This is a genomic window from Piscinibacter gummiphilus, assembly GCF_002116905.1.
Lineage (GTDB): Bacteria > Pseudomonadota > Gammaproteobacteria > Burkholderiales > Burkholderiaceae_C > Rhizobacter > Rhizobacter gummiphilus.
On sequence record NZ_CP015118.1, the window covers coordinates 947,263 to 972,999 of the forward strand.

23 protein-coding genes are annotated in these 25,737 nt (G+C 69.4%); 10 read left to right on the forward strand and 13 right to left on the reverse strand.

Features of this window, described 5'->3' with window-relative positions:
- Position 1 precedes the first annotated feature (1 nt).
- The 10 genes from A4W93_RS04300 to A4W93_RS04340 form a co-directional block, all read right to left on the reverse strand.
- Positions 2 to 700, reverse strand: coding sequence for a response regulator transcription factor (locus tag A4W93_RS04300; protein WP_085749436.1), 699 nt, complete (start codon positions 698 to 700; stop codon positions 2 to 4).
- Positions 701 to 727: 27 nt separating this feature from the next.
- Positions 728 to 2,581 carry a glucokinase gene (locus A4W93_RS04305; protein WP_085754031.1) on the reverse strand — a complete coding sequence of 618 codons (1,854 nt, stop codon included), beginning with the start codon at positions 2,579 to 2,581 and terminating at the stop codon, positions 728 to 730.
- 106 nt (positions 2,582 to 2,687) lie between these two features.
- Complete coding sequence (locus tag A4W93_RS04310) at positions 2,688 to 4,499, reverse strand: alpha-amylase family glycosyl hydrolase (RefSeq protein WP_320409211.1); 1,812 nt, start codon at positions 4,497 to 4,499, stop codon at positions 2,688 to 2,690.
- Between the two features lie 23 nt (positions 4,500 to 4,522).
- Positions 4,523 to 4,945 carry a pullulanase-associated domain-containing protein gene (locus A4W93_RS04315; protein WP_085749437.1) on the reverse strand — a complete coding sequence of 141 codons (423 nt, stop codon included), beginning with the start codon at positions 4,943 to 4,945 and terminating at the stop codon, positions 4,523 to 4,525.
- Between the two features lie 78 nt (positions 4,946 to 5,023).
- Complete coding sequence (gene malG, locus A4W93_RS29485; RefSeq protein ID WP_099959859.1) at positions 5,024 to 5,914, reverse strand: maltose ABC transporter permease MalG; 891 nt, start codon at positions 5,912 to 5,914, stop codon at positions 5,024 to 5,026.
- Positions 5,915 to 5,926: 12 nt separating this feature from the next.
- Positions 5,927 to 7,450, reverse strand: coding sequence for a maltose ABC transporter permease MalF (gene malF, locus A4W93_RS29490; RefSeq protein ID WP_237357690.1), 1,524 nt, complete (start codon positions 7,448 to 7,450; stop codon positions 5,927 to 5,929).
- Between the two features lie 78 nt (positions 7,451 to 7,528).
- Positions 7,529 to 8,731, reverse strand: coding sequence for a maltose/maltodextrin ABC transporter substrate-binding protein MalE (malE, locus tag A4W93_RS04325; protein ID WP_085749438.1), 1,203 nt, complete (start codon positions 8,729 to 8,731; stop codon positions 7,529 to 7,531).
- A gap of 42 nt (positions 8,732 to 8,773) precedes the next feature.
- Positions 8,774 to 9,850 (reverse strand): ABC transporter ATP-binding protein, encoded by a 1,077-nt coding sequence (locus A4W93_RS04330; RefSeq protein WP_085749439.1) that lies wholly within the window; start codon positions 9,848 to 9,850, stop codon positions 8,774 to 8,776.
- Positions 9,851 to 9,869: 19 nt separating this feature from the next.
- A complete protein-coding gene (locus tag A4W93_RS04335) occupies positions 9,870 to 11,540 on the reverse strand; it encodes an alpha-amylase family glycosyl hydrolase (protein WP_085749440.1) in 1,671 nt (556 codons plus the stop codon).
- 199 nt (positions 11,541 to 11,739) lie between these two features.
- Positions 11,740 to 13,023 carry a maltoporin gene (locus tag A4W93_RS04340; RefSeq protein WP_085749441.1) on the reverse strand — a complete coding sequence of 428 codons (1,284 nt, stop codon included), beginning with the start codon at positions 13,021 to 13,023 and terminating at the stop codon, positions 11,740 to 11,742.
- Between the two features lie 465 nt (positions 13,024 to 13,488).
- On the opposite strand from A4W93_RS04340, the gene A4W93_RS04345 reads away from it, so the two are divergent.
- Both A4W93_RS04345 and A4W93_RS04350 read left to right on the forward strand, forming a co-directional pair.
- Positions 13,489 to 14,460 (forward strand): glucokinase, encoded by a 972-nt coding sequence (locus tag A4W93_RS04345; RefSeq protein WP_237357691.1) that lies wholly within the window; start codon positions 13,489 to 13,491, stop codon positions 14,458 to 14,460.
- Between the two features lie 31 nt (positions 14,461 to 14,491).
- Positions 14,492 to 15,349 (forward strand): SHOCT domain-containing protein, encoded by an 858-nt coding sequence (locus A4W93_RS04350; protein WP_085749443.1) that lies wholly within the window; start codon positions 14,492 to 14,494, stop codon positions 15,347 to 15,349.
- A 128-nt stretch (positions 15,350 to 15,477) separates the two neighbouring features.
- Here the strand turns inward: A4W93_RS04350 and A4W93_RS04355 are convergent, their stop codons facing one another.
- Both A4W93_RS04355 and pgl read right to left on the reverse strand, forming a co-directional pair.
- Positions 15,478 to 16,374 (reverse strand): SIS domain-containing protein, encoded by an 897-nt coding sequence (locus A4W93_RS04355; protein ID WP_085749444.1) that lies wholly within the window; start codon positions 16,372 to 16,374, stop codon positions 15,478 to 15,480.
- A gap of 14 nt (positions 16,375 to 16,388) precedes the next feature.
- Positions 16,389 to 17,108 carry a 6-phosphogluconolactonase gene (gene pgl / locus A4W93_RS04360; RefSeq protein ID WP_085749445.1) on the reverse strand — a complete coding sequence of 240 codons (720 nt, stop codon included), beginning with the start codon at positions 17,106 to 17,108 and terminating at the stop codon, positions 16,389 to 16,391.
- Positions 17,109 to 17,291: 183 nt separating this feature from the next.
- Here pgl and edd point away from each other — a divergent pair, with 183 nt between their 5' ends.
- The 8 genes from edd to A4W93_RS04400 all read left to right on the forward strand — a co-directional run bounded on the left by edd (position 17,292) and on the right by A4W93_RS04400 (position 25,575).
- Complete coding sequence (edd, locus tag A4W93_RS04365) at positions 17,292 to 19,148, forward strand: phosphogluconate dehydratase (protein WP_085749446.1); 1,857 nt, start codon at positions 17,292 to 17,294, stop codon at positions 19,146 to 19,148.
- On the forward strand, positions 19,135 to 19,758 hold the full coding sequence (gene eda, locus A4W93_RS04370) for a bifunctional 4-hydroxy-2-oxoglutarate aldolase/2-dehydro-3-deoxy-phosphogluconate aldolase (RefSeq protein WP_085749447.1): 624 nt from the start codon (positions 19,135 to 19,137) through the stop codon (positions 19,756 to 19,758). Before edd ends, eda begins: the two co-directional genes overlap by 14 nt.
- Before the next feature lie 7 nt (positions 19,759 to 19,765).
- Positions 19,766 to 21,232, forward strand: a complete 1,467-nt coding sequence (gene zwf, locus A4W93_RS04375; protein ID WP_085749448.1) for a glucose-6-phosphate dehydrogenase — start codon at positions 19,766 to 19,768, stop codon at positions 21,230 to 21,232.
- A gap of 12 nt (positions 21,233 to 21,244) precedes the next feature.
- The gene (locus A4W93_RS04380) at positions 21,245 to 21,868 is read left to right on the forward strand and encodes a LysE family translocator (protein WP_085749449.1); all 624 of its coding nucleotides are present in this window, start codon (positions 21,245 to 21,247) and stop codon (positions 21,866 to 21,868) included.
- An 84-nt stretch (positions 21,869 to 21,952) separates the two neighbouring features.
- Entirely contained in the window at positions 21,953 to 23,023 is a 1,071-nt protein-coding gene (gene ada, locus A4W93_RS04385; RefSeq protein WP_085749450.1) for a bifunctional DNA-binding transcriptional regulator/O6-methylguanine-DNA methyltransferase Ada, read from the forward strand.
- Complete coding sequence (locus tag A4W93_RS04390; RefSeq protein ID WP_099960027.1) at positions 22,969 to 23,715, forward strand: 2OG-Fe(II) oxygenase; 747 nt, start codon at positions 22,969 to 22,971, stop codon at positions 23,713 to 23,715. The genes ada and A4W93_RS04390 overlap by 55 nt, the downstream gene beginning before the upstream one ends.
- Entirely contained in the window at positions 23,712 to 24,347 is a 636-nt protein-coding gene (alkB, locus tag A4W93_RS04395) for a DNA oxidative demethylase AlkB (RefSeq protein ID WP_085749452.1), read from the forward strand. The genes A4W93_RS04390 and alkB overlap by 4 nt, the downstream gene beginning before the upstream one ends.
- Positions 24,348 to 24,366: 19 nt before the next feature.
- Positions 24,367 to 25,575 (forward strand): YbfB/YjiJ family MFS transporter, encoded by a 1,209-nt coding sequence (locus tag A4W93_RS04400; RefSeq protein ID WP_085749453.1) that lies wholly within the window; start codon positions 24,367 to 24,369, stop codon positions 25,573 to 25,575.
- On the opposite strand, the gene A4W93_RS04405 is transcribed toward A4W93_RS04400, so the two are convergent.
- Positions 25,569 to 25,724, reverse strand: coding sequence for a DUF3096 domain-containing protein (locus A4W93_RS04405; protein ID WP_085749454.1), 156 nt, complete (start codon positions 25,722 to 25,724; stop codon positions 25,569 to 25,571). The genes A4W93_RS04400 and A4W93_RS04405 overlap by 7 nt on opposite strands.
- Positions 25,725 to 25,737: the final 13 nt, after the last annotated feature.

Below are 25,737 nucleotides of genomic sequence, written 5' to 3' on the forward strand. Positions count from 1 at the left end.
ATCATCCCGCCGCTTCGAGCAGGTACCCGAGCCCCCGCACCGTGCGGATCCCGAGGCCCGACCCTTCGAGCTTGCGCCGCAGCCGGTGGATGTAGACCTCCAGCGCGCCGGCGACCGTGCCCGGCTCGTTGCCTTCGCCGGCCCATGCCTGGCCGATCTGCTCCTTCGTGACGACCTTGCCCTCGTGGGAGAGCAGCAGGTCGAGCAGCAGCCACTCGCGCGGGGACAGGTCCACCGGGGACCCGCCGATCGCGGCGCGGCGGCCTTCGCGGTCGAAGCTCAGCTGGCCGCTGGTCTGCACCGGCTGGCGCGCCGGCGTGCCCACGAGGCGGGCGCGGCGCAGCAGCGCGCCGACGCGGGCTTCCAGCTCGGGGAAGTCGAACGGCTTGGTGAGGTAGTCGTCGGCCCCGGCGTTGAGGCCGGCCACGCGGCTCTCCAGGCTGTCGAGGGCGGTGAGGATCAGCAGCGGCAGCGCGGGCCGCGCGGCGTGGGCGCGCTTGAGCACCGTCAGCCCGTCGACCATCGGCAGGCCGAGGTCGATGATGCCGAGGTCGAACGGCTGGTTGAGCAGCAGGTACTCGGCCACCGCCCCGTTGTCCGCATGGACCACCTCGAAGCCGGCCTGCCGCAGGTTCGCCGACAGGGCGTCGGCCAGCGTGGGATCGTCTTCGGCGAGGAGGAGTCGGGTCGGCGTGCTCACGCGGCGGATTGTGGCACGGGGGCGGAATCAGCCGATGTGGGAGATCCAGACCCCGGGCGCCGGGTTGGCCTGGCCGTCGCCGTTGCCCGTGGCCGGCGCAGTGGCCTCCGGCATGCGCCGCACCGCGAGGCCCACCGACACCATGTCCACCACCAGCAGGTGCAGGATGCGGGAGATCATCGCGACGAAGGTGGAGCTGTCCTCGTCGTGGTCCACCGCGATGCACACGTCGGCCTTCTTCGCGAGCGGCGACTGGGTCGACGTGATGGCGACGATGGCCGCGCCGCGGTCCTTCGCGGCGTCGGCCGCGCGCACGAGTTCGGGCGTCTGCCCCGAGCTGGAGATGAACACCGCCACGTCCTTCGGGCCCAGCACCTCGGCCGCGATCGAGAACACCGACGGGTCGGACCGCGCGACCACCGGGATGCGGAAGCGGAACAGCTTGTGCTGCGCGTCGAGGGCGACCATCGCCGAGTTGCCCACGGCGAACAGCTCGACGCGCGAGGCCTCGCGCAGCAGGCCGATGGTGCGCTCGATGGTGTCGACGTTGAGGCTCTCGCGGAACTGCACGATCGACGAGATGGTGTTGTCGAGCACCTTCGCGCAGAGGTCCGACATGGCGTCCTGCCGGCGCACCTGGGTGCGCTGGAACGGCACGGTGCCGGTCAGGCCCGACCCCAGCTTGAGCTTGAAGTCGGCCAGGCCCTCGAAGCCGAGCGAACGGCAGAAGCGGATCACGGTCGGTTGGCTGACCTCGGCGCGCTTGGCGATCACGCCCACCGCGTCGTTCAGCATGGCGCGCGGGTTCTCGAGCACGACGTTGGCCACGCGCCGCTCGGCCGGGGAGAGGCCCTCGCGCGCGTGGCGGATGCGTTCGAGCAGCGGGTTCCCGCCGTCGCGGCTCGGCACGTGGTCCACGAGCAGCGTCGACACGCCGTGGAAGGCGAGGTTGTCGGCGGTCAGCACGTAGGTGGGGATGCGAGCGAGGTATGCGGAGAACCGCCCCTTTTCCTCGAAGCGCTGGCGGAACGGCGACTTGAGGAACAGGTCGCCCAGGCGCGGCACGATGCCGCCGCCCACGAAGATGCCGCCGGTGGCGCCGAGCGTCAGCGCGAGGTCGGCCGCCACGGTGCCCAGCATCGCGCAGAAGCAGTCGATGGTCTCGGCGCACAGCGCGCTTTCGCCACGCTGGGCGCGGCGCACCACCTCGGCGGTGGCCAGGCCCGACGGATGGGCGGGGTCGCCGTCGCGCAGCGCCTCGTAGATCAACTCGATGCCGGGGCCCGACACGAGGCGTTCGGCCGACACGTGCGACATCGACTTCCACACGTGGCGCAGCACGCGCAGCTCGCGTTCGTCGATGGGCGAGAAGCTGGTGTGGCCGCCTTCGCTCGCGAGGCTGATGTAGCGGTCGTTCGCGGGAATGAGTGCGGACACGCCGAGGCCGGTGCCCGGCCCGAGCAGGCCGATCACGCCGTCGCTCGCGGCCGTGCCGCCGCCCACCTGCACGCGGCCGCCTTCGCCGACGCCGGGCAGCGCCATCGCGAGCGCGGTGAAGTTGTTGACGACCAGCAGCGTCGACAGCCCGAGCTGCTGCTGCACGTCCTGGATCGAGAACTCCCAGGCGCGGTTGGTCATGCGCACGCCGTCGCCGTCGATGGGGTACGCGATGGCGAGCGCGCCGTGTTTCGGGCGCAGGTCGGGCACCGTGTCGAGGTACGCGCGCACCATCGGCACGAACTCCGCGTAGTCGTCGCACGGGAGCACGGCGATGCGCTCGAAGCGGCCGCGCACGCGTTCGATGCAGAAGCGGGCGTAGGTGGCGCCGATGTCCGCGAGCAGCCGGGGTTCGGCTTCGCCGGCGTCGAGGTCCGTTGACATCAGCTCGGCCAGGTGCGGGTCGGTGGATACGACGTACGGTTCCATGAGGGTGCAGGAGAGATCCTGCACCCACTGTACCGAACAACGGCGGGGCGCATGCCGGGGGTCAGGGCGCGCGTTCGAGCAGCACCCAGCGCCGGGCGTCGAGCGCCACGCGCCCGCCGGTCACGATGCCGGGCTGGCCGGAGTACGCGTCGCGCACCTTGGTGCCTTCGGGGAAGGTGTCGCCCGTCACGATGGCGCGGCTGCCCGCCGCGTTCATCGCCACCACCACGCGGTCGCCGCTCTCCTTGTCGATGCGGCTGAAGGTGTAGGGGGCGTCGCCGAGCGCGCGGTGTTCGCCGCGGGCGAGCGCCACATGACGCTGGCGGAACGTGCCGAGCCTGCGCCAGTGGGCGAGCAGTGCGGTGTCCATCGACGACCAGTTCATGTCCGAGCGCGTGGCCTGCTGCGGATCGGAGTCGGGCACGGGGCCGAGCGGGCGGGCCGTCTCGTCGCCGTAGAAGATCTGCACGGCGCCCGGCGACAGCAGCAGGCCGGCGCCGGCCTCCTCGAGTTTCTTGCGATCGAACAGCGAGGTGTCGTGCGACGACAGGTAGTTCAGCGCGGTGTAGCCGGGGCGGCCGGACAGCAGCTTCGCGTAGCGGGCGAACATCGCGTCGGGCTTCGCGACGTCGGTCTGGAATTCGAAGTTGATCAGCGCGTCGAAGCCGTGGTCGTGCAGCGAATCCCGTTCGGGGCCCTTGCCCCAGTACTCGCCCACCATCCAGAAGGGTTCGTCGTCGATCTTCTTGCCGGGGTTCTTCGACTTCCATTCGGCCAGGGCTTTCGTGGCCGTGGTCTTGAGTTCGGCCCACGCGGCGGGCTCCACGTGCTTGACCGTGTCGGCCCGGAAGCCGTCGATGCCGTACTCGCGCACCCAGTCGGTGAGCCAGGTGATCAGGTAGCCGCGGACCGTGGTGTCCGGCAGGTCGCGGGCGTTCGTGTCGGGTTTGCCGGGGTAGGGCTGCGGCGCGGGCTGGGCCGCGGCTGCGGCGGCGGCCTTGCGTGCCTTCTTGCCTTTGGGCGCAGGCGCGGGCGGCGGCGGGGTGAACGGCTGGCGCTTCTGCAGGAAGGCCGGCAGCTTCACGAACTCCGTGCTTTCGGTGCGGAAGTCGGGCAGGTACGCGAGCTGCATCGTCTGGTCGTCGCGGCCGCCGTCGATGTAGCCCGGCAGGCCGGCGCGCACCCAGTCGCGGCCCCACCACTGCGTGAAGTTGAAGTTGTTGTAGTCGATGTAGCCGTGGTAGTCGGTGAGGGTCGCCTTCTCCGAATCGGGCCACAGCACCTTGAGGCCCAGGTCCTTCGCGCTCTGGATGTCGAGGTAGCCGGGGTGGTTCATCACCACGTCGAAGAGGATGCGGATGCCCTGCGCGTGGGCCGTGTCGACCATCTCGCGCAGTTCCTCGGGCGTGCCCATGGACTGGTCGAGGGTGGTGAAGTCGAGCGCGTAGTAGCCGTGGTAGGCGTAGTGCTTGAACTCCTTGTTGCCGCCCACCACCCAGCCGTGGATCTGCTCGTACGGCGCGGTGATCCAGATGGCGTTGACGCCGAGCTCCTTGAACCAGCCCTGCTTGAGCTTGTTCGTCACGCCTTTCAAGTCACCGCCGTGGAACGTGCCGATCTCGTCCTTGCCGTCTTTCTGCCGCCCGTAGGCGTGGTCGTTCGACGGGTTCCCGTTCTCGAAGCGGTCGGTGATCAGGAAATAGACGATCGGGTTGTCCTTGAAGCGGCCCGGCACGGCGGCCGGGGGCTTCGCGGCGGCCGTGGCCTGGGCGACGGCGAGCGGCTCCTGCACCGGAGCGGGGGTGGAACACGCCGTGGCCAGCATCGCCAGCACGGAGGCGGCGACGAGCCGCAGGGAGGGGCGGAAATTCACGGCGTGTCGTTCCCGTCGGTGGATCAGTTGCAGGGCTTGGCTTCGCGGGCCTTCTTGGCGTCTTCCAGCGACGTGTAGATCTTGCGGTCACCGCTGTTGACCCAGATCTCCTTGGTCGTGCTGGCATCGAACGCCATGTCGCGGCCGCCCTGTTCCTTCGAGTCGCCCTTGTGGATGATGTAGTTCACGCGGCCCTTCGTGAAGTCGTCGACCTTCACGGTCCAGAACACCCCGAAGTCGTTCTTGCCGGAGACGGGCATCGGCTTCTGCCACTCGATGCCGGCCAGCGGAATGCCGCCGTCCTTCCACAGGTGCGCGCCCCACCCGTCGTAGGCGTTGTCGCAGCGGTTGTAGTTGATGGTGGCGGTCTGGGCCTGGGCGCCCAGGGCGCAGGCGGCCAGGGCGGCGGCCACGGCGATCTTCAGGGTCGAGCGGATGTCTTTCATGAGTGAGACCTCTTGTTCAACGTGATGGAACGGGGCAGCCGCCCCGGGCTGGGGGAATCGAAACGATCCGAGTCGGGCTCAGCCTTTGATGCCGCCGGCCGTGAGGCCGGAGATCATCCATTTCTGCGCCAGGATGAAGACGACGGTGATGGGCAGACCCGACAGGATGGCCGCGGCCGCGAAGTCGCCCCACAGGTACTTCTGCTCGTAGAGGAACAGCTTGGAGCCGACGGCGAGCGTGAGCTTGGCTTCCTCGTGCAGCAGGATGGAGGCGACGGGGTATTCGATGATGGCCCCGATGAACGCGAGCAGGAACACCACCATCAGGATGGGCACCGCCATCGGCAGCAGCACGAGGCGGAAGGCCTGCCACGGCGTGGCGCCGTCCACCTTCGCGGCCTCCTCGATCTCCACCGGGATGGTGTCGAAGTAGCCCTTGATGGTCCACACGTGCAGCGCGATGCCGCCCGAATACGCGAGCAGCAGCGACCAGTGGCTGTCGATGCCGAATGTGGGGAACACGTTGCCGATGCGGTCGAAGATCGCGTAGATGGCGACCAGGGCCAGCACCGACGGGAACATCTGCATCAGCATCAGGCCCGCGAGCGAGGCCTGCTTGCCGCGGAACTGCATGCGCGCGAACGCGTAGGCCGCAGTGGTGGAGAGGAACAGCGTGATGATGGCGGTGAGGCCCGCCACCTTGACCGAGTTCCAGAGCCACAGCAGCACCGGGAAGTCGGGCTTCACGAGGCGTCCGTCCTCCGCGGTGTACGAGATGCCGAGGGCGAGCTTCCAGTGTTCGAAGCTGATCTGCTCGGGGATCAGGCTGCCCGCGGCGAAGTTGCCGGGCCGCAGCGAGATCGAGAGGATCATCAGGAACGGGAAGATCACCACGAGCACGAGGCAGATCAGGAACACGTGCGCGAGCACGACGCGCCAGCGATGGGATTTGTCGACGACGATGGCCATGTTCTTGTCTCCTCAGCGCGTTTCTTCGCGGGCGATCTTCGTGAAGCGCATCTGCACCAGCGAGATGACGGCCACCATGGCGAAGATCACGGTCGAGATGGCGGCGGCCAGGCCGAACTGCTGGCCGGAGTCCTGGAACGCGATGCGGTACGTGTACGACACCAGCAGGTCGGTGGTGCCCGCGGGCACGCTGGTGTCGAGGAAATCGGGCCGGCCGCCGGTCAGCAGCGCGATCAGCACGAAGTTGTTGAAGTTGAACGCGAACGCGGAGATCAGCAGCGGCGTGAGCGGCTTGAGGATCAGCGGCAGCGTGATGCGGAAGAAGTTGACGAGCGGGCCGGCGCCGGCCACGGCCGAGGCCTCGTACAGGTCGGCGGGGATGGCCTTGATGAGGCCCATGCACACCACCATCATGTACGGGTAGCCGAGCCACACGTTGACGATCAGCAGCATGATCTTCGCGAGCGTCGGGTCCGAGAACCACGCCGGCTTGATGCCGAACAGCGCGTGCAGGATCAGGTTGATCTCGCCGAAGTTGTTGTTGAACAGGCCCTTGAACACGAGGATCGAGATGAACCCCGGTACCGCGTAGGGCAGGAACAGCATGATGCGGTACACGCCCTTGAACTTCAGCGCGTCCCAGTTGAACAGCACGGCCAGCAGCATGCCCAGCGCCGCGGCGAAGAACACCGTGAGCGCCGAGAACATGACCGTCCACACGAAGATGCGGATGAAGGGCTCGCGGAACGCGCTGTCGGTGAAGATGCGGCGGTAGTTGTCGAGGCCCACGTTGACCTGGAAGCCCGGCTGGATGCGCTCGCCGCGCTGGTTCTCGTAGAAGCCGGTCTTGAAGTTCGCGGTGAGGACGTCGCCGTTTTCCTTGTTGAGCAGCGTGCCGTCGCCGCGCGGCTCGTACAGCGGCTCCACGGGACCGAACTGGCGCAGGCCGGTCATGCGCAGCTTGCGGCCGTCCGGCGTCACGAAGGTGAGGGCCTTGAGGGCGGCCTGGCGCGGGATCAGGTCGCGCAGCTGCAGCGGCTCGCCCAGCGGGATCTTCACGTTCTCGGCGGGCTCCACGGCCAGCTCGAGCGGGTTGTTGTTCTTGAGCGCCAGGGGGCCGGAGACGAAGGCGGCCTGGGTTTCGGGGTTCTCGAAGCGGGCGCGGAACTCGGCGCCGTCGGCGTGCAGCGTGAACTGCAGGCTCTGGCCCTCGACCTGGTGCGTCTCGTCGATCAGGTACTGGGTGGCGCGGGGGAACTTGAGCAGGTTCTTCGAACTGTGGTTCGTGAAGCCGATGCCCATCGTGTAGACCATCGGGAACACGACGAAGATCAGCGCCGCCCCGATGCCCGGGAACAGGTAGCGGTACGCGTAGGCCTTCGACGACGAATAGATCCACGCGGCGAGCGCGACGATCACGAGGATGGTGCCTGCCAGCAACGTCTCGCCGGCGGCATGCACGGCCACCACGACATACAGCGCGGCCAGCAGCACCGCGGCCAGGAGGACCGGAGGCAACCAGCGGGACAGGGACATCTTCAAGCTCATGGGGTCAATCAGGAAATCGAAAGCCCGCCGGGGCTCGTGGCTCCGGCGGGTGGGGTCACGAACGGGTTACTTCGTGGTGATGCGCTTGGCCGCGCCGTCCAGCGCTTCCTTCGGCGACTGGCGGCCTTCGGTCATGTTCTGCAGGGCCGACTGCATCGACGACCAGAAGCGGCCCATTTCCGGGTTGTTCGGCATGGGAGCGCCGTCCTGCGCGCTGGCCATCGTCGCCTGGATGTTGGGGTTCGCCTTCAGCTCGGCGTACAGCGCCTTGCTGGCCGGGGTGCCCAGCGGCACGTCGTCGTTGATCTTCTTCAGGCCGTCGACGCTCAGCATGTGGTTCTCGATGAACTCGATCGCCACGTCGCGGTTCGGCGACGCCTTCGAGACCATCGCGCCCAGCACGCCCACGAACGGCGCGGCCTTCTTGCCGGCGACGGTCGGGATCTTGGCGACGCCGTAGTCGATCTTGGCCTTCTTCAGGTTGTCCCACGACCACGGGCCGTTGATCATCATCGCGACCTTGCCCTGGGCCATGCCGGCTTCCATCTCGGCGTAGCCGGCACCCTTGGTCATCACGCCGTCCTTGACGTACTTGGCCAGCAGGTCGGCGCCCTTGAGCGCGCCGGCGTTGTTCACGCCGGTGTCGGCCGGGTCGTACGTGCCGTCGGCCTTCAGCTTGAACGCGTAGCCACCGTTGGCGGCCAGCAGCGGCCAGGTGAAGTACGTGTTGTTGTAGTCCCAGAGGATGGCCTTCTTGCCGCCGGCGGCCAGCTTCTTGTCGAGCGCCGCGATTTCCTCGAAGGTCTTCGGCGGGTTCGGCACGAGGGCCTTGTTGTAGACGAGGGCGACGGCTTCGATCGAGAGCGGGTAGCCCCAGGTCTTGCCACCCACCGTGAAGGCCTTCCAGGCCAGCGGGTCGATGTCGGCCTGGACCTTCTTGCCCGGGGTCACGGTCTGCAGCAGGCCGCCGGCGATCCACTCGCCGATGCGATCATGCGGCCAGATCCAGATGTCCGGGCCCTTGCCGGCGGCGGCGGCCTGCTGGAACTTGCCCGGGGCGTCTTCCGGGTGCTCGACGACGACCTGCACGCCGGTCTTCTTCGTGAATTCCTCGCCGACCTTGGCCAGGCCGTTGTAGCCCTTGTCGCCGTTGATCCAGATCAGCAGCTTGCCGGGTTCGGCGGCCTGGGCGTGCAGCGCGAAGCCGCTGCCGAGGGTGAGGGCCGCCGCGGCGGCCAGCAGTTTGATCTTCTGGCGTTGGATCTTCATCTTCAGTTCTCCTTCAGTGGATGCCTTGGCAGGGGTAACGCGTCAGGGCAGGGTGTGCCCCTGTTCGTCGAACAGGAAACAACGTTGGGGCGGGAAATTGAGCCAGGCGGTGTCGCCGGTGTTTAGGGGGTTGTCCGGGTCGGTGCGCACCGTCAGCGGCTCGGGCGAATCGCCCACGGTCACGTGCAGGTACGTGGTGTCGCCCAGGTGCTCGGCCAGCTGCACGAAGGCCTTGACGGCTTCCTCGGTGCGCGTGCCGGTCGCGACGATGTGTTCGGGACGCACGCCCAGCGTGACCTTGGCACCCGTGGCGAGCCGGCTGGTGTCGGCCTGCACCGAGACGCAGGTGCCGTCCTTCAGTCGCACGTGGCCGCCGTCGTGCAGCACGCCGTCGATGAAGTTCATCTTCGGCGAGCCGATGAAACCCGCGACGAAGCGGTTGACGGGCTTGTGGTACAGCTCCATCGGCGTGCCGACCTGCTCGATGCGGCCGGCGCTCAGCACCACGATGCGGTTGGCGAGGGTCATCGCCTCGACCTGGTCGTGGGTGACGTAGATCATCGTGGTCTGCAGCTCGCGATGCAGGCGCGAGAGTTCCACGCGCATCTGCACGCGCAGCGCGGCGTCGAGGTTCGACAGCGGTTCGTCGAACAGGAAGACGCCCGGCTTGCGCACGATGGCGCGGCCGATCGCGACCCGCTGGCGCTGGCCGCCGGACAGCGCCTTCGGCTTGCGCTCGAGCAGGTGCTCGATCTGCAGGATCTGCGCGGCGCGGGTGACGGCCGCCTTCATCGCGTCCTTCGTGAAACCGGCGAGCCGCAGGCCGAACGCCATGTTCTCCGCGACGCTCATGTGCGGATAGAGCGCGTAGCTCTGGAACACCATCGCGATGCCGCGCTTGGCGGGCGGCACCTCGTTCACCTGCTGCTCGCCGATCCACAGCTCTCCGGCCGTGATCTCCTCCAACCCCGCGATGCAGCGCAACAGCGTGGACTTGCCGCAGCCCGACGGACCCACGAACACCACGAACTCGCCGTCCTGGATCTCGAGGTCGATGCCGTGCAGCGTCTCGACCTCGCCGTAGGACTTGCGCAGTCCCTTCAACTTCAGATGTGCCATGTGTGTACCGTCCGCGGGATCAGGCCGCGATCTCGCCGAAATAGAAGCCGTGGCCGGGCAGGGTGAACCGCTGGCCCTCGCGCTGCCCCTGCAGCGCCGGGTCGAGGTGGGTCGCCACCGCGAGACTGTCGGGCACCGCGAGCGTCAGGTCCACCGGGTCGGCCCCGAGGTTGAACACGCACAGGAGGGTCGCCCCGTCGCCGCCGTGTTCGGGCGAACGCACCAGGACGAGCACGGGTTCCGGGGCGTCGACGAAGCGGATGTCGCCCGTCACCAAAGCCGGTTGCGTGTGGCGCCAGGCCAGCAGCCGGCGCATGAAGTTCAGCGGCGAGTCCGGTTTGGCCTCGTTGACGTCGACGGCGCGGGTGGCGTGTTCGGCCGGCACGGGCAGCCAGGGCGCCACGTCCAGGCCGCGGCTGAAGCCGGCGTGCGGCTGGGCCTGCACCCAGGGCATCGGCGTGCGGCAGCCGTCGCGTCCCTTGAAGTCGGGCCAGAAGGTGATGCCGTAGGGATCCTGGAGCTTCTCGAACGGGATGTCGGCTTCGGTCAGGCCCAGCTCGTCGCCCTGCCACCAGCACACGCTGCCGCGCAGCGAGACGAGCATGGCCATCGCGACCTTGCTGTAGTCGGTGCTGGCACCCGGGCCGCCCCAGCGGGTCAGCACGCGGGGCACGTCGTGGTTGCCGTACGACCAGCTGGCCCAGCCGTCGTGCATCTGCGCCTCGAGCTCCTCCACCTCGTTGCGGATGTGGCCCGCGGTGTTGTCGCTGGTCAGCAGGTTGAAGCTGTAGGCCATGTGCAGCTTGTCGCCGCCGCGGGTGTACTCGGCCATGATGCGCAGCGAGTCGTCGTCGCCGATCTCGCCGACGCTCGCCGCGCCGTACTCGTTCAGCAGCGTGCGGATGCGCTGCAGGAACGGCAGGTTCTCGGGCTGCGTCTTGTCGTACAGGTGGCGCTGCATGCCGTACGGGTTGCTCTCGCCGACGCTGCGCGTGTCGCGCTTCTCGGCCGGCGGGTTGTCGCGCAGCTGGCGGTCGTGGAAGTGGAAGATGCAGGCGTCGAAGCGGAAGCCGTCCACGCCGCGCTCCAGCCAGAAGCGGATGTCGGCGAGGATCTGGTCCTGCACTTCCGGGTTGTGGAAGTTCAGGTCGGGCTGGCTCGACAGGAAGTTGTGCAGGTAGAACTGGCGGCGGCGGGAGTCCCACTGCCAGGCCGAGCCGCCGAACACGCTCAGCCAGTTGTTCGGGGGCGTGCCGTCGGCCTTCGGGTCGGCCCAGACGTACCAGTCGGCCTTCGCGTTCGTGCGGCTCGAGCGGCTTTCCTTGAACCATTCGTGCTGGTCGGACGTGTGCGACAGCACCTGGTCGATCATCAGCTTCAGGCCCAGCTCGTGGGTGCGGGCGATCAGGCGGTCCATGTCGGCCAGCGTGCCGAACAGCGGGTCCACGTCGCGGTAGTCGGCGATGTCGTAGCCGAAGTCCTTCATCGGCGACTTGAAGAACGGGGAGACCCAGATCGCATCGACGCCGAGGCTGGCGATGTAGGGCAGCCGGTCGATGATGCCGGCGATGTCGCCCACGCCGTCGCCGTTGTGGTCGGCGAAGCTGCGGGGGTAGACCTGGTAGATCACGGCGCCGCGCCACCAGTGGGTGTCGGCAGCGGGAGCGAGTCGGGAGGTAGAGGTGTTCACGGGACGGGACTCGGCGTCGGGAGGGTCAAACAGTCGAACGGAGCTTCAATGCCATGGGCGCCGCGCGGAGGCGGCGCACATGGCGCTGAAGGCAGGCCCAACGGCTCGTGACCGCTGGAACTGCCCGGGTTGAGGTCGGCGAAACGGCAGCATGCTCCTCGGGGGAATTCCTGCCAACCGTTTCGTCAGGCCTCGTGGATCACCACCAGGACTCGACTTGCAGGCCGTACGTCAGGCCGTTGGTCTTGTCGCCGAAGACGCCGTTGGCGATCTTGTTGCCGCCGAGCGTGTTGGCGTCGTTCCACTTCGCATAGGTGACGAAGCCGCGGAAGACCGGACGCGACCAGAAGCCCTTGGAGAGCGTCAGTTGCGGGGCGATCGTCAGCTTGGCCAGCTTGGCGGTGGGTTCCGAGCCGCTCTTGGCCTGGTCGTAGCCGGCTTCGACGGCGATGCTCACGTTGTCGTTGAAGTTGTACTGCGGGCGGATGCCGAAGCTGGCCCACTGCGAGTCGGCGCCGCCGGCGTTCGCGAACACCTTGCCGTACGAGGCGGTGGCCATGCCGCTCACGTTCGTGCCGGCCAGGTCGAAGTAGAACTGGTCGTGGATGCGGTAGGACCAGTCGTTCTCGGCGGCTTCGCTGCCACCGACGTACGTCGGCACGAAGCTCCAGTTGGCGCCCAGGCCTTCACCCAGCACCACGGCGAACTTGTTGAAGCCGCCGCCCATGACGTTGCTCTGGGTGTGCTCGAGGAACAGCTGCGTGCCCTTGCCTTCCGGCGCGGCGGTGGCCGTCTTGTTGGCGGTGCTGCCGAAGAGGTACAGCAGTTCACCTTCGAGCTTGCCGTCCTTGTTGGTCGGGATCTCGTACAGGCGGGCGCTGAGGTGCTTCGACGTCATGTTCGCCGAGTCGTGGCCGTTGCCGGTGCCGCCGTCGCTGTTGCGCTGCTGGTAGGCGAAGGCGAACTTGACCGTGCCGAACGAGATGTCCTCGATGCCGGCGCCGGGGCCGCTGTTGCTCCAGTAGTAGTAGTCGTTGATGTGGATGTCGTGGCGGTTGTAGTAGCGCTTGCCGACCCACACCTTGGCGTCGCCGAAGGTGGCGCTGTCACCGAAGAAGCCCCCACCCTGGAAGAAGTTCTGGCGGCTGGCCACGTTGAAGCTGTTGCCGTTGGTGCCTTCGAAGTCCTGGGCGTTGTTTTCCTGGAGCGCGAGCATCAGGTTGTACTTGGCCCAGGCGCCGTCGGCCTTGCCGAACGGGGCCACGACCATGGCTTCGCCGTACGAGTCGCACTCGTTGCCGAGGCGGTACTTGGCCTGGGCGCCGCGTGCCTGGAAGCACTGCAGGCCGCCGCCTTCACTCGTGGCGCCGACTTGCGTGCGCATGTAGCCGTGGAACTCGATGCCCTGGGCGAACGCCGAGGGCGCACCAAAGGCGCCGGCCGCGGCGGCTGCCACGGCCAACATCTTGAACTTCTTGATCATCACGGAGGGACTCCTCGTCTAGTTGCTGCTCGATACCGACAGCGAACCTCAATGGGTTCTTGTGCGTCGGCGGTTGGGGGAAACGGTTCCGGCACGACAGGCCACCCGGAGCGCACGCCGCGGCCCACGCCTGGAAGGCGGCCTGCGGGGGTTCGACGGGAAGGATGTAGTGCGACATGAATGAGGTGTGCGGTGCAGCACCCATCAAAAGTAGCTTGACTACAGAATCAGGTGCCATTTGCGACTGGGGTGGACTTTAGGGTTCGTACTGAATCGAGAAACAGCGGGATAACCCTAGTGTTGGTTCGGGCCAAACCCTAATGGTGTTGGTCCCTGGTTGACGTTTGTGGACGTTCTCCAGGTCATCGCATACGATGCCGCCATGTAGTCTGAGTACAAAAAGACTGCGAATAGGCGGCCATCGTGTCGACAGGACGCCACATTTCCATGACCAGGGACCTTGTTTTGAACCAGCAATTCACGTATCCGCGCCTGCTGGGCGACATCGGCGGCACGAATGCCCGCTTCGCATGGCAGGAGGCCGAAGGGGCCCCGCTCACCGACATCGCGACCCTTCCGTGTGCCGATTTCGCAACGGTGCTCGACGCGATCAGGGAATACCTGAGGGCCCATGGCAAGGCCCAGCCGCGCTGGTCCGCGATGGGCATCGCGAACCCGATCACGGGCGACCGCGTGCAGATGACCAACCACCACTGGTCGTTCTCGATTTCCGAGGTGCAGCGCGACCTGGGCCTCGACCGCTACCTGCTCATCAACGACTTCACGGCGCTCGCGCTGTCGCTGCCGGCGCTCGAGCGGGCGCAGCTGCGCCAGGTGGGTGGCGGCGACGCCGTGCCGGGCGGCCCCATCGCGCTGCTCGGCGCGGGCACGGGCCTCGGCGTGTCCGGCCTGCTGCAGACGGCGGGCGGTCAGAGCGTGCCGCTGAACGGCGAGGGTGGGCACGTCACCCTCGGGGGTGTCGACGCGCGCGAGGACGCGGTGATCGCGGTGCTGCGCCGTCGCTATGGCCACGCTTCGGCCGAGCGGGCGCTGTCCGGGCCCGGCATCGTCGCCCTGTACGAGGCGCTGTGCGAACTCGACGGGGTGGCTGCGAAGCCCATGACGGCCGCGACGATCACGGCCGCGGCCCAGGCCGGGCAGGATGCCCAGGCCGTCGAGACCGAGGCCGTCTTCTTCTCGCTGCTCGGCACCGTGGCCGGCAACCTCGCGCTGTCGCTCGGCGCGCGGGGTGGGGTTTACATCGGGGGGGGTATCGTCCCGCGCCTCGGTGACCGTATCCTCTCGTCCAGCTTCCGCAGCCGATTCGAGAGCAAGGGGCGGTTCCAGCCGTACCTCGCGTCGATTCCGGTGTTCGTCGTGGCGGCCGAGGTCTCGCCGGCCCTGATCGGTGCGGCCCGCGCCCTCGACGTCCTTTGATGACCTGATCGTCCTTCCTGGAGACCCATCGATGATCCACCCCACCGCGTTCCGCCGTGCGACCGCCTGCGCCCTGCTCGGGCTCGCCTTCGCCCTGCCCGCGTACGCCCAGAAGCCGCTCGACTGGGCCCTCGGCGGCAACCCGCCGAAGGAAGCGCCGGGCGAGAAGCTCATCTTCCGCATCGGTGAATCGAGCGGGCTGGAGCTCGTGCCGCGCGAGAATGGTGCCGCACCGAACGACCAGCCGCGCACGGTCGACCCGGCCGTGCTGCGCCAGCAGCTGATGCTGCTCACGTACGTGACCCCGAAGGGCGCGGCGGAGCCGCTGTTCTCCGACGACGAGGCCACCGACATCTCGGGCCCCCTCGCCAAGGCGTTCGCGATCGCCAAGCCGACGCAGGACGTGCTGCTGTTCTCGTCGTACCGCCGTGATTCCTACTTCGTGCCGCCTCTCGGCATGACGGCGCGCCTGTTCCTGCTCGGCGACAAGCTCAACGTGATCGTCGGGCAGCCGCGCATCGAGTACTACGGGCAGTGGCGCATCAACGCGAGCGTGCGTCCGGCGCTCGTGTTCGGTTCGCGCACCACGGCCGGCAAGGCGAAGCTGCAGGCGCCGGAAGGGGTGCTGGTCCGCAGCGACTGGGGTGTGCTCCCGCTGGTGTCGGTGGCCACCGCGCCGGCCCGCACTGCGCCGCCGGCCATCGCCCCGGTGCCCGTGCCAGTCCAGGCCGCTCCGGCCGTGGCGCCTGCCGCCGCACCCGCGCCGGCCGCCGCGCCCGTCACCGATCCGGAAGCCCGCCTGCGCACGCTGAAGCGCCTGCGCGACGGCGGCCTGATCAGTGAAGAGGAGTTCCAGCAGAAGAAGGCGGAGATCCTGAAGACGCTGTGAAGCGTTTCGTACCGTGAGTGACCCCGGCGAAAGCCGGGGCCCACGGCCTCGCCCCGTGTGCCTGGGGCGCGGTGGATCCCGGCGTTCGCCGGGATGACGGGCGCGTTTGGGTTGCGCCGGAGGGGCCCTCAGGACTCCGGTGTGCGCTTTTCCTGCAGCACGGCCTTTGAGCGGCGCAACTGCGCCACCAGTTCGGGGCCGCGTGCGAGCGCCACCGACACGGCCAGCACGTCCAGCACCGCCAGGTGCGCGAGGCGCGAGGTCATCGGGGCATAGACGTCCGGGTCCTCCGGCACGTCCACGTTCAGCGAGATGTCGCAGGCGCGGGCCAGCGGCGAGCCTGGCACCGTGAGGCCGATGGCCGTGGCGCCCGCCTCGCGGCCAATCTCGACGCTGCGGATCACGTCGCGCGTTCGGCCGCTGCCGGAGATCGCGACGAGCACGTCGCCGGGTTCCAGCAGCGAGGCGGACATCGCCTGCACGTGTGTGTCCGACAGGGCCGCCGTGGGCACGCCCAGGCGGAAGAACTTGTGCTGCGCGTCCATCGCGACGATGCCCGAGTTGCCGACACCATAGAACTCGATGCGGCGTGCCGTGCACAGCGCCTCGACGGCCCTCGTGAGCGATGACGGGTCGAGGTGGTTGCGCACGGTGACCAGCGCGGCGATCGCGCGGTCGAACACTTTCGCCCCCACCTCCGCGGAGGAGTCCTGCGCGTTGACGTCGTGGTGGATGTACGGCAGCCCGGTGGCCAGGCTCTTGGCCAGGCGCAGCTTGAACTCGCGCAGGCCGCTGAAGCCCAGTGCGTTGCAGAAGCGCGCGATGGTGGGCTGGCTCACGCCGGCGCGCGTGGCCAGTTCCGCGAACGACAGGTCGATCACCTCGTTCGGGTGCTGCAGCACGTAGTCGGCGGCCTGCTGTTCGGACGGACGCAGTTCGTCCCGCGCGGCCTCGATGCGTTGCAGCAGCGTGGCGGTGGCGGGCGAGGGGTCGGGGGTCTTGGGGGTGGCGCGGGAACGGGGCATCGGGGGGCGGGGACTCAGGGGCTCCAGTACATCCTAAGCGGTCGCGTGCGGTGAAGCATCAAGGCATCGATCGGCAGTGGGTTGTCGGCGCGGGCGGCGCGGGCCTCCGCCGTCAGCATCGCGCCCTTCTGCGTGCCCTGCACGAGCAGCGCGACGTGACGGGCGGCCAGCAGCGCGGCGAGGTTCATGCCGAGCCGCGCATGGGGCGCCACCGGCGGCTCGATCGCGGCGAGGGCGGGTGCGGCGGCCGGGTCCAGCGCTTCGGCGAGGCCGCGGGCGCGCGGGAACAGCGAGGCGGTGTGGCCGTCCTCGCCCATGCCCAGCACCACGGCGTCGGCGCCGGCGAGCAGGGCCTGCAGCGTGCGGGAGCGTTCCTCCACGGCTTCGGCCGGATGGTCCGCGCGGGTCTTCAGCGGCACGAACGTGGCGGCCGAGGCGTGGCGCGTCAGCAGCCGCTCGCGCACGAGGCGCTCGTTGCTGTCGCCCGAGGCCGGGTCCACCCAGCGTTCGTCGACGAGGGTCACGGTGACACGGGACCAGTCCAGGCGCGAGCGCGCCAGCTCGTCGAACAGCAGCTTGGGGCTGCGGCCGCCGGACACCGCGAGCGTCGCCGCGCCCCGGGCCTGCAGCGCGGCCGCGAGGATGCCGACGAGTTCGTGCGCGAGGGTCTGGGCCGCCTGCAGCGGGTTCTCGAAGGTCGCGAGATCCGGCTCGCGTAGGGAATTCGGGGTCATGGTGGGGCTCGGTAGTTTCTCTACAGATCGGGTGACGGCTGCACGCCGGTCCGAAGTGTGATTGCAGTGTTTATAGGGTCAATCAGGGAAGGTGAGGCTGGAAATTCGTTTTGGAACCGTGTAGCATTCCTACAAGACTTTCGAAGTATCGCCCAAAACATCGATTCAGATCGATCCGGACATATGTCACTTCATCCCGTGGTCGCGCGAGTGACCGACCGGGTGCGCGCCCGCAGCGCCACCCTCCGCGCCGACTACCTCGACACCGTGGCCGCCAGCAAGTCCGCTGGCGTGGCCCGGGGCGCCGTTGCATGCACGAACCTCGCGCATGCCATGGCTGCTCACCCCTCGCATGAAAAGCTGGTGTTGCGTGAGGCCCACCGGCCGAACGTGGCCGTCGTCACGTCGTACAACGACATGCTGTCGGCCCACCAGCCTTATGCGGACTATCCCGCGCGCATCAAGCGCGCCCTGCATGGCGCAGGCGCCGTCGGCCAGGTGGCCGGCGGCGTGCCGGCCATGTGCGACGGCGTCACGCAGGGCCAGCCCGGCATGGAGCTGTCGCTGTTCTCGCGCGACGTGATCGCGATGTCCACCGCCGTCGCGCTGTCGCACGGCGTGTTCGACGCGGCGATGTGCCTCGGCGTCTGCGACAAGATCGTGCCGGGCCTGCTGATCGGTGCGCTGCACTTCGGCCACCTGCCGGTCGTCTTCGTGCCGGCCGGGCCCATGTCCACCGGCATGAGCAACGACGAGAAGGCGAAGGTGCGCCAGCTGCACGCGAAGGGCCAGGTCGACCGCGCCGCGCTGCTCGAGGCCGAGAGCAAGGCGTACCACGGTGCCGGCACCTGCACGTTCTACGGCACCGCCAACAGCAACCAGCTGCTGATGGAGGTGATGGGCCTGCACCTGCCGGGCGCCGCCTTCATCCCACCCGATTCGCTGCTGCGCGGCGCGCTCACCGAAGCCGCCGCCGTGCGCGTGGCCTCGCTCACCGCGCAGGGCAACGAGTACACGCCGCTCGCGCAGGTGGTCGACGAACGCGCCATCGTCAACGCCATCGTCGCGCTGCTCGCCACGGGCGGGTCCACGAACCACACGATCCACCTCGTCGCCATCGCCCGCGCCGCCGGCATCGTGATCGATTGGAGCGACTTCGACGAGCTCTCGAAGGTCGTGCCGCTGCTCACGCGCATCTACCCGAACGGCACGGCCGACATCAACCACTTCCATGCCGCCGGCGGCATGGGCACGCTGATCGGCAACATGCTGTCCGAGGGCCTGCTGCACGAGGACGTGAGCACGGTCGCCGGCCCGGGCCTCGCCCGCTACGCCGAGGAGCCGGTGCTGACCGAGTCCATGGGCGTGAGCTGGCGTGCCGCGCCGGCCGTGAGCCACGACACCACCGTGCTGCGCCCGGTGGCCGACCCGTTCAGCGCCGACAGCGGGCTGCGCATGCTGAGCGGCAACGTCGGCCGCGCCGTCATCAAGGTGTCGGCCGTCAAGCCGCAGCACCGCCGCGTCGAGGCGCCGGCCGTCGTGTTCGGCAGCCAGGCCGAGTTCCTGCAGCGCTACAAGGCCGGCGAACTCGACCGCAACTTCGTCGCCGTGCTGCGCTTCCAGGGCCCGAAGGCCAACGGCATGCCCGAGCTGCACCAGCTGACGCCCGCGCTCGCCAACCTGCAGGACAAGGGCTTCGCGGTCGCGCTCGTGACCGACGGGCGCATGTCCGGCGCGTCCGGCAAGGTGCCGGCGGCCATCCACATCACCCCCGAGGCGCTGGGCCAGGGCCCGATCGGCAAGGTGCGCGACGGCGACATCGTGCTGCTCGACGCCGACCACGGCGTGCTCACCGTGCACGTGCCGGCCGGCGAATGGGCGGCCCGCCCGCTCGCCGCCGCCCCTGCGGGCGCCCAGCGCGGCATGGGCCGCGAACTCTTCACCGCGGCACGCGCCGCCGCCGGCACGGCCGAGGAGGGTGCCTGCACCTTCGGCTGGGCTGCTGTCTCCTCCAAGGACCTGACGCATGAAAACGCCTGACATCCTCGCCCTCTCGCCGGTGATGCCGGTCATCGCCCTCGAACGCGTCGCCGACGCGGTGCCGCTGGCCCGTGCGCTCGTGAAGGGGGGCATCCGCCTGCTCGAGGTCACGCTGCGCACGCCCGTCGCGCTCGAATGCGTGCGCGCCATCGCGGCCGAGGTGCCCGAGGCGGTGGTGGGCGTGGGCACCATCACCACGCCGGCCGACCTGGAGGCCTCGGTGCGCGCCGGCGCCGTCTTCGGCGTGAGCCCGGGGGCCTCGGCCTCGCTGCTCAAGGCCGCCGCGGCCGGCCCGCTGCCGTTCGTGCCGGGTGTGATGACGCCGTCGGACGTCATCAACGCCGCCGAATCGGGCTTCAACACGCTGAAGCTGTTCCCCGCGGCCCAGGCCGGCGGCCTCGAGATGCTCAAGGCGATGGGTGGGCCTTTCCCTCATGTTCGCTTCTGCCCCACGGGTGGTGTCACACTGCAGTCCGCCCCGGCGCTGCTCGCGTTGAAGAACGTGGTGTGTGTCGGAGGCTCGTGGCTGACCCCGAAGGCGCTGATCGACAGCGGCGACTGGGCGGCGATCGAAACCCTGGCCCGCGACGCCGCGGCCCTTCGCCAATAACACGACCATGTTCGATCACCAATCGACCCCTTGCCGCAGCCTGGTGCTGTTCGGCGCCACCGGCGACCTGGCCCGCCGCATGCTGTGGCCGTCGCTCTACGCGCTGCACGCCGACGGCCTGCTGCCCGAGCAGTTCGCGCTGATCGGCGCCGCGCATTCGAAGTACGAGCCGGCGAAGTTCGCCGAACTCGTGCGCAACTCGGTGCTCGGCTCGGCCAACGCGGCGATGTTCGACGAGGCCAAGTTCGCCACGTTCATCGCACGCGTGAGCTACGTGTCGGTCGACGCCTCGAGCGAGGCCGGCATGCAGCCCCTGCGCGACGCGCTCGCGCCGCACGAGGGTGGCACGATCTTCTACCTGTCGACCTCGCCCCACATGTTCGGCCCCATCTGCCGCACACTGGGCGCCTGGGGCGTGCACCCGGACAGCCGCGTGGTGGTCGAGAAGCCCATCGGCACCGACGAGAAGAGCGCGAACGCCGTCAACGACGCCATCGCCTCGGCCTTCGCCGAGCCGCAGGTCTTCCGCATCGACCACTACCTGGGCAAGGAAGCGGTGCAGAACCTGCTGGCGCTGCGTTTCGCGAACGCCATCTTCGAGCCGCTGTGGAACGCCAACGCCATCGAGCAGGTGCAGATCACGGTCGCCGAGACCGTGGGCGTCGAGGGCCGCTGGGGCTACTACGACGGCGTGGGTGCGCTGCGCGACATGGTGCAGAACCACCTGCTGCAGCTGCTGTGCCTGGTCGCCATGGAGCCGCCCGCGAGCTTCACGCCGTCGGCCGTGCGCAACGAGAAGGTGAAGGTGCTGTGGTCGCTGCGGCCCATCAACGGCACCAACGTGCACACGCACACCGTCACCGGCCAGTACACCGAGGGCTTCGCCGGTGGCCAGTCCGTGCCGGGCTACCGCGACGAGGCCGGTGCCAACAAGGTCAGCGACACCGAGACGTTCGTGGCCCTGCGCGCCGAGATCGACAACTGGCGCTGGGCCGGCGTGCCGTTCTACCTGCGCACCGGCAAGCGCATGCAGCGCCGCTCGAGCGAGATCGCGATCCACTTCAAGAGCGCGCCGTACAACATCTTCTCGGGCATCGGCGCCACGCTGCAGCCGAACGTGCTGCTGATCAAGCTGCAGCCGGAGGAAATGATCACGCTGAGCCTGATGCACAAGCTGCCGGGCCGCAACGACATGCAGCTGGGCCAGGTGGGCCTGAACCTGTCGCTCGGCGACAAGTTCACGCAGACCCGCCGCCGCATCGCCTACGAGCGCATGCTGATCGACGTGCTGGCCGGCAACCCGTCGCTGTTCGTGCGCCGCGACGAGGTCGAGGCCGCATGGAAGTGGATCGACGGCATCGTCGAAGGCTGGCGCCAGACAGCCCAGAAGCCCAAGCCGTACGGCTCGGGCTCGTGGGGACCGAGCGCGGCCATCGGGCTGCCGGAGCGGTTCGGGCATTCCTGGAACGAGTGAGATGATGTCGGGATGCCCACGCCCGACACCCTCCTCGCGTTCTTCGGCATCGCCGTGCTGCTCTGCCTGAGCCCCGGCCCGGACAACGTCTTCGTCCTCTTCCAGTCCGCCCTGAACGGCCGGGCCGCCGGTTTCGCCGTCGTGCTGGGTCTGTGCACCGGCCTGCTCGGGCACACCGCCGCGGTGGCCCTGGGCCTGGCGGCGCTGGTGGCCGCGTCCGAGACGGCCTTCACGGTGCTCAAGCTCGCCGGCGCCGCCTACCTCGTGTGGCTCGCGTGGCAGGCCTTCCGTGCACCGGTCGGGCCGCTCTCCGCGCAGGCCGAGGCCGCGCCACTCGGGCGCATGTACCTGCGCGGTGTGGTGATGAACCTCACCAATCCGAAGGTCACCATCTTCTTCCTCGCGTTCCTCCCGCAGTTCGTCGACCGCGCGCGTGGCGAGACCGGCGTGCAGGTGCTGTGGCTCGGCGCGGTGTTCATCGTGGCCACGCTGCTCACCTTCGGCGCCATCGCGGTGTTCGCCGCCACGTTCGGGCGGGTGCTTCAGCGGTCCGAGCGCGCGCAGCGGGTGCTCAACTGGGGCGCCGGCACGGTGTTCCTGGGGCTGGCGGCGCGGCTGGCCTTCGCGCAGCGCTGAGGAATTCAATCGCAAGAGTCGGGGTGATGGCCGGCGGGGCCGCCGGCACCATGGGGTCTCCGTTAGATTCAAGAGGCCGTGACCATGAAACGAGACCTTCCCCCGACCTTCGCGTCCGACGACGCCCGCTGGGCCGCGGTCGCGTCGCGCGACCCGTCCGCCGACGGGCAGTTCTTCTATGGCGTCGCCACCACGGGCGTCTACTGCCGCCCGTCGTGTGGCGCGCGGCTGCCGCTGCGCGGCAATGTGAGTTTCCACGCCACCTCTGAAGCCGCCGAGGCGGAAGGCTTTCGGCCTTGTCGGCGTTGCGGGCCGGACGGGCCCACCAGGGCGCAGCGGCAGGCCGAGTTGGTGACCGCCGCCTGCCGCGCCATCGAGTCGGCCGAGACCCCGCCCGACCTCGAGACGCTGGCCGCGGCGGCCGGGCTGAGCCCGCACCACTTCCATCGCGTGTTCAAGGCCGTGGCGGGCGTGACGCCGAAGGCGTATGCGAAGGCCCATCGCGCGGGCCGCGTGCGCGACGGGCTGGTGCGTGCCGGCACCGTCACCGAGGCGCTGTACGACGCGGGCTACGCCTCCAGCGCGCGCTTCTACGACGACGCGTCCGGCGTGCTCGGCATGGCACCACGTGCCTACCGGCAGGGCGGGGCCGACGCGGTGATCCGCTTCGCCGTCGCGCAGTGCAGCCTGGGTGCGCTGCTCGTCGCGGCGACGGACAAGGGCGTGTGTGCCATCGCGCTGGGCGACGATCCCGATCCGCTGGTGAAGGAACTCCAGGACCGCTTCCCCCGCGCCGAACTGCGGGGTGGTGACGCCGCGTTCGAGGCGATGGTCGCGGTGGTGGTGGGCGCCGTCGAACGCCCGGGCCCGGCGCTCGACGTGCCGCTCGACATCCGCGGCACCGCCTTCCAGCAGCGCGTGTGGCAGGCCCTGCGCGAGATTCCGCCCGGCCGCACGTGCAGCTACACCGAGGTGGCCGAGCGCATCGGCTCGCCCACGTCGGTGCGTGCGGTGGCCGCGGCCTGCGCCGCGAACACGCTCGCGGTGGCCGTGCCGTGCCACCGGGTCGTGCGCAGCGATGGCGGCCTGTCGGGCTACCGCTGGGGAGTCGAGCGCAAGCGCGCGCTGCTCGCCCGCGAGGGAGAGGGTTCGTGAACCTCGATGCCATCGACTGGAGCCGAGTCGAACACGACCTCGACGCGCAGGGCCAGGCCGTGCTGCCCGGCCTGCTCGACGAGGCCGTGTGCCTCGAGGTGGCCGCGATGTACGCACAGCGCGAGCGCTTCCGCAGCCGCGTGGTGATGGACCGCCACGCCTTCGGCCGCGGCGAGTACCAGTACTTCGCGTACCCACTGCCCGAGCCGCTCGCGGCGCTGCGGCCCGCGCTCTATGCGCGGCTGCGGCCCGTGGCGAACCGGTGGAACCGCGCGATGGACATCCCGGTGTCGTACCCCGAGCGCCACGAGGAGTTTCTCGAACGGTGCCATGCGGCGGGACAGACCCGGCCCACGCCGCTGCTGCTTCAGTACGGCGCTGGCGACTACAACTGCCTGCACCAGGACTTGTACGGCGAGCACGTGTTCCCGCTGCAGGTGGCGGTGCTGCTGTCCGCGCCGGGGCGCGACTTCACGGGCGGCGAGTTCGTGATGACCGAGCAGCGGCCCCGCATGCAGTCGCGGCCCATGGTGGTGCCGCTGGGGCAGGGCGATGCCGTGGTGATGGCCGTGCACCACCGGCCCGTGCAGGGCACGCGCGGGCCGTACCGTGTGCAGCTGCGCCATGGCGTGAGCGAAGTGCGCTCGGGCCATCGCCACACGCTGGGCCTGATCTTCCACGACGCGACATGACACCCGGCCTGTTCGACGAACCGCAGGAGCCGCTCGGCGACGGTGCCGTGCTGCTGCGCGGCTTCGCGCGCGACGAGTCCGAGGCGCTGTTCGCCGCGGCGCAGGCCGTGATCGCCGAGGCACCGCTGCGCCACATGGTCACGCCCGGCGGCCTCGCGATGGCCGTCGCGATGACCAACTGCGGTCCGCTCGGCTGGGTGTCCGACCGCCGGGGCTACCGGTACCAGGGCACGGACCCGCTGTCCGGCCACGCCTGGCCCGCGATGCCCGGCGTGTTCCGCGCGCTCGCGGGACGGGCCGCGGCGGCCGCGGGGTTCGAGGGTTTCGAACCCGATGCGTGCCTCGTCAACCGCTACGTGCCCGGCACGCGGCTGTCGCTGCACCAGGACCGCGACGAGAGCGACTATGGCGCCCCCATCGTGTCGGTGTCCCTCGGGCTGCCGGCCGTGTTCCTCTGGGGCGGAACGAAGCGGGCCAACCGGCCGCACCGCGTGCCGCTCGACCACGGGGACGTGGTGGTGTGGGGCGGCCCTTCGAGGCTCGTGTTCCATGGTGTCGCACCACTCGCGCCGGGCGAACATGAACGCTTGGGGACACAACGCGTGAACCTGACCTTCCGCAAGGCCGGTTGATCTCGGGTATCGTCCCGCGATGACCTCGACGACAGCCCCTTCCGCGACGCGTGTGGCCGTGGCGGGCCTGTTGTCCCTGGCCGTCGCGATGGGCATCGGCCGCTTCGCGTTCACGCCACTGCTGCCGGTGATGCTCGGCGAACACGCCGTCGACCTGACGGGCGGCAGCTGGCTCGCCACCGCGAACTACATCGGCTACCTGCTCGGCGCGCTGATGTGCACGGCGCAGCCTACGCTGTGGGCGCGCTGGCAGCGCCCGCCCATCGATGCGGCCCGCTGCGTGCGCGGCGGGCTGGTGGCGACCGGGCTGCTGACGGCGGGCATGGCCTTGCCGGTTCCGGCGCTGTGGCCCCCGCTGCGTTTCCTCGCCGGCGTCGCGAGTGCGGTGGTGTTCGTCTACACGTCCGGCTGGTGCCTCGGGCGCCTCGCGGGCCTGGGCAAGCCGGCGATGGGCGGCGTGATCTACGCGGGACCCGGCGTCGGCATCGCGGCCAGCGGCCTGCTCGTGGGCGCGGTGATGGCGGCGGGCGGGTCGTCACCGGTGGGCTGGGTCGTGTTCGCCGCGCTCGCGGCGGCGCTGACGCTGACCGTGTGGCCCACGGTGCGCGGCGCGGCGCACACGTCCGCCGCGACGTCGGCGGCGCCGGGGCCGTTCACCGCGGAGAAGGGCTGGTTCGTGCTGGGGTACGGCCTCTCCGGCTTCGGCTACATCATCACCGCGACGTTCCTGCCCGTCATCGCGCGCGAGACGCTGCCGCCCACGGCGTGGCTCAACTGGTTCTGGCCGCTGCTGGGCTTCGGCGTGGTGGTGGGGGCGCTGCTCGCGACGCGCGTGCCGCGCCGCATCGACTTCCGCGACGCCCTCGCGGCCTGCTTCGTGATCCAGGCCGTCGGTGTGGTGATCGGCGTGTGGGTGCCGGGGGTCGCGAGCTTCGCGCTGGGCAGCCTGCTCGTGGGGCTGCCGTTCACCGCGATCAGCTTCTTCGGCATGCAGGAGGCGCGGCGGCTGTCGCCGGCGGCGCCCGCCGGGCTGATGGGGCTGTCCACCGCCGTGTACGGCGTGGGGCAGATCGCCGGGCCGCCCATCGCGGCCTGGCTGATCGCGCACAGCGGCACGCGGGCCCAGGGCTTCGCGTGGGCGCTGGAGGCGGCCGCCGGGTCACTCGTCGCGGGCGCGGTGATCCAGCTCGTGCTGGCGCGGGCGCACCCGCGCCCGGCCGGTCAGTGAATGCGGATCGAACCCAGCCCGAAGATGCCGATGAGGCCGATCGCGATCAGGTAGATCGCGACGATGAAGTTCAGCAGCTTGGGCATCACGAGGATCAGGATGCCGGCGATGAGCGAGATCAGCGGGGTCAGCGACAGGTGGATGTTCAAGGGCAGGCACTCC

Coding starts and splice junctions, on each gene's coding strand:
- A4W93_RS04305 (WP_085754031.1), bottom strand. CDS start 2,581: ATGTCAACGGACCTCGACGCCGGCGAAGCCGAACCCCGGCTGCTCGCG.
- A4W93_RS04380 (WP_085749449.1), top strand. CDS start 21,245: ATGCCCACGCCCGACACCCTCCTCGCGTTCTTCGGCATCGCCGTGCTG.
- A4W93_RS04355 (WP_085749444.1), bottom strand. CDS start 16,374: ATGCCCCGTTCCCGCGCCACCCCCAAGACCCCCGACCCCTCGCCCGCC.
- ada (WP_085749450.1), top strand. CDS start 21,953: ATGAAACGAGACCTTCCCCCGACCTTCGCGTCCGACGACGCCCGCTGG.
- malE (WP_085749438.1), bottom strand. CDS start 8,731: ATGAAGATCCAACGCCAGAAGATCAAACTGCTGGCCGCCGCGGCGGCC.
- A4W93_RS04400 (WP_085749453.1), top strand. CDS start 24,367: ATGACCTCGACGACAGCCCCTTCCGCGACGCGTGTGGCCGTGGCGGGC.
- A4W93_RS04340 (WP_085749441.1), bottom strand. CDS start 13,023: ATGATCAAGAAGTTCAAGATGTTGGCCGTGGCAGCCGCCGCGGCCGGC.
- alkB (WP_085749452.1), top strand. CDS start 23,712: ATGACACCCGGCCTGTTCGACGAACCGCAGGAGCCGCTCGGCGACGGT.
- malF (WP_237357690.1), bottom strand. CDS start 7,450: ATGTCCCTGTCCCGCTGGTTGCCTCCGGTCCTCCTGGCCGCGGTGCTG.
- malG (WP_099959859.1), bottom strand. CDS start 5,914: ATGGCCATCGTCGTCGACAAATCCCATCGCTGGCGCGTCGTGCTCGCG.
- pgl (WP_085749445.1), bottom strand. CDS start 17,108: ATGACCCCGAATTCCCTACGCGAGCCGGATCTCGCGACCTTCGAGAAC.
- A4W93_RS04330 (WP_085749439.1), bottom strand. CDS start 9,850: ATGGCACATCTGAAGTTGAAGGGACTGCGCAAGTCCTACGGCGAGGTC.
- eda (WP_085749447.1), top strand. CDS start 19,135: ATGAAAACGCCTGACATCCTCGCCCTCTCGCCGGTGATGCCGGTCATC.
- A4W93_RS04350 (WP_085749443.1), top strand. CDS start 14,492: ATGATCCACCCCACCGCGTTCCGCCGTGCGACCGCCTGCGCCCTGCTC.
- zwf (WP_085749448.1), top strand. CDS start 19,766: ATGTTCGATCACCAATCGACCCCTTGCCGCAGCCTGGTGCTGTTCGGC.
- A4W93_RS04315 (WP_085749437.1), bottom strand. CDS start 4,945: ATGAAAGACATCCGCTCGACCCTGAAGATCGCCGTGGCCGCCGCCCTG.
- edd (WP_085749446.1), top strand. CDS start 17,292: ATGTCACTTCATCCCGTGGTCGCGCGAGTGACCGACCGGGTGCGCGCC.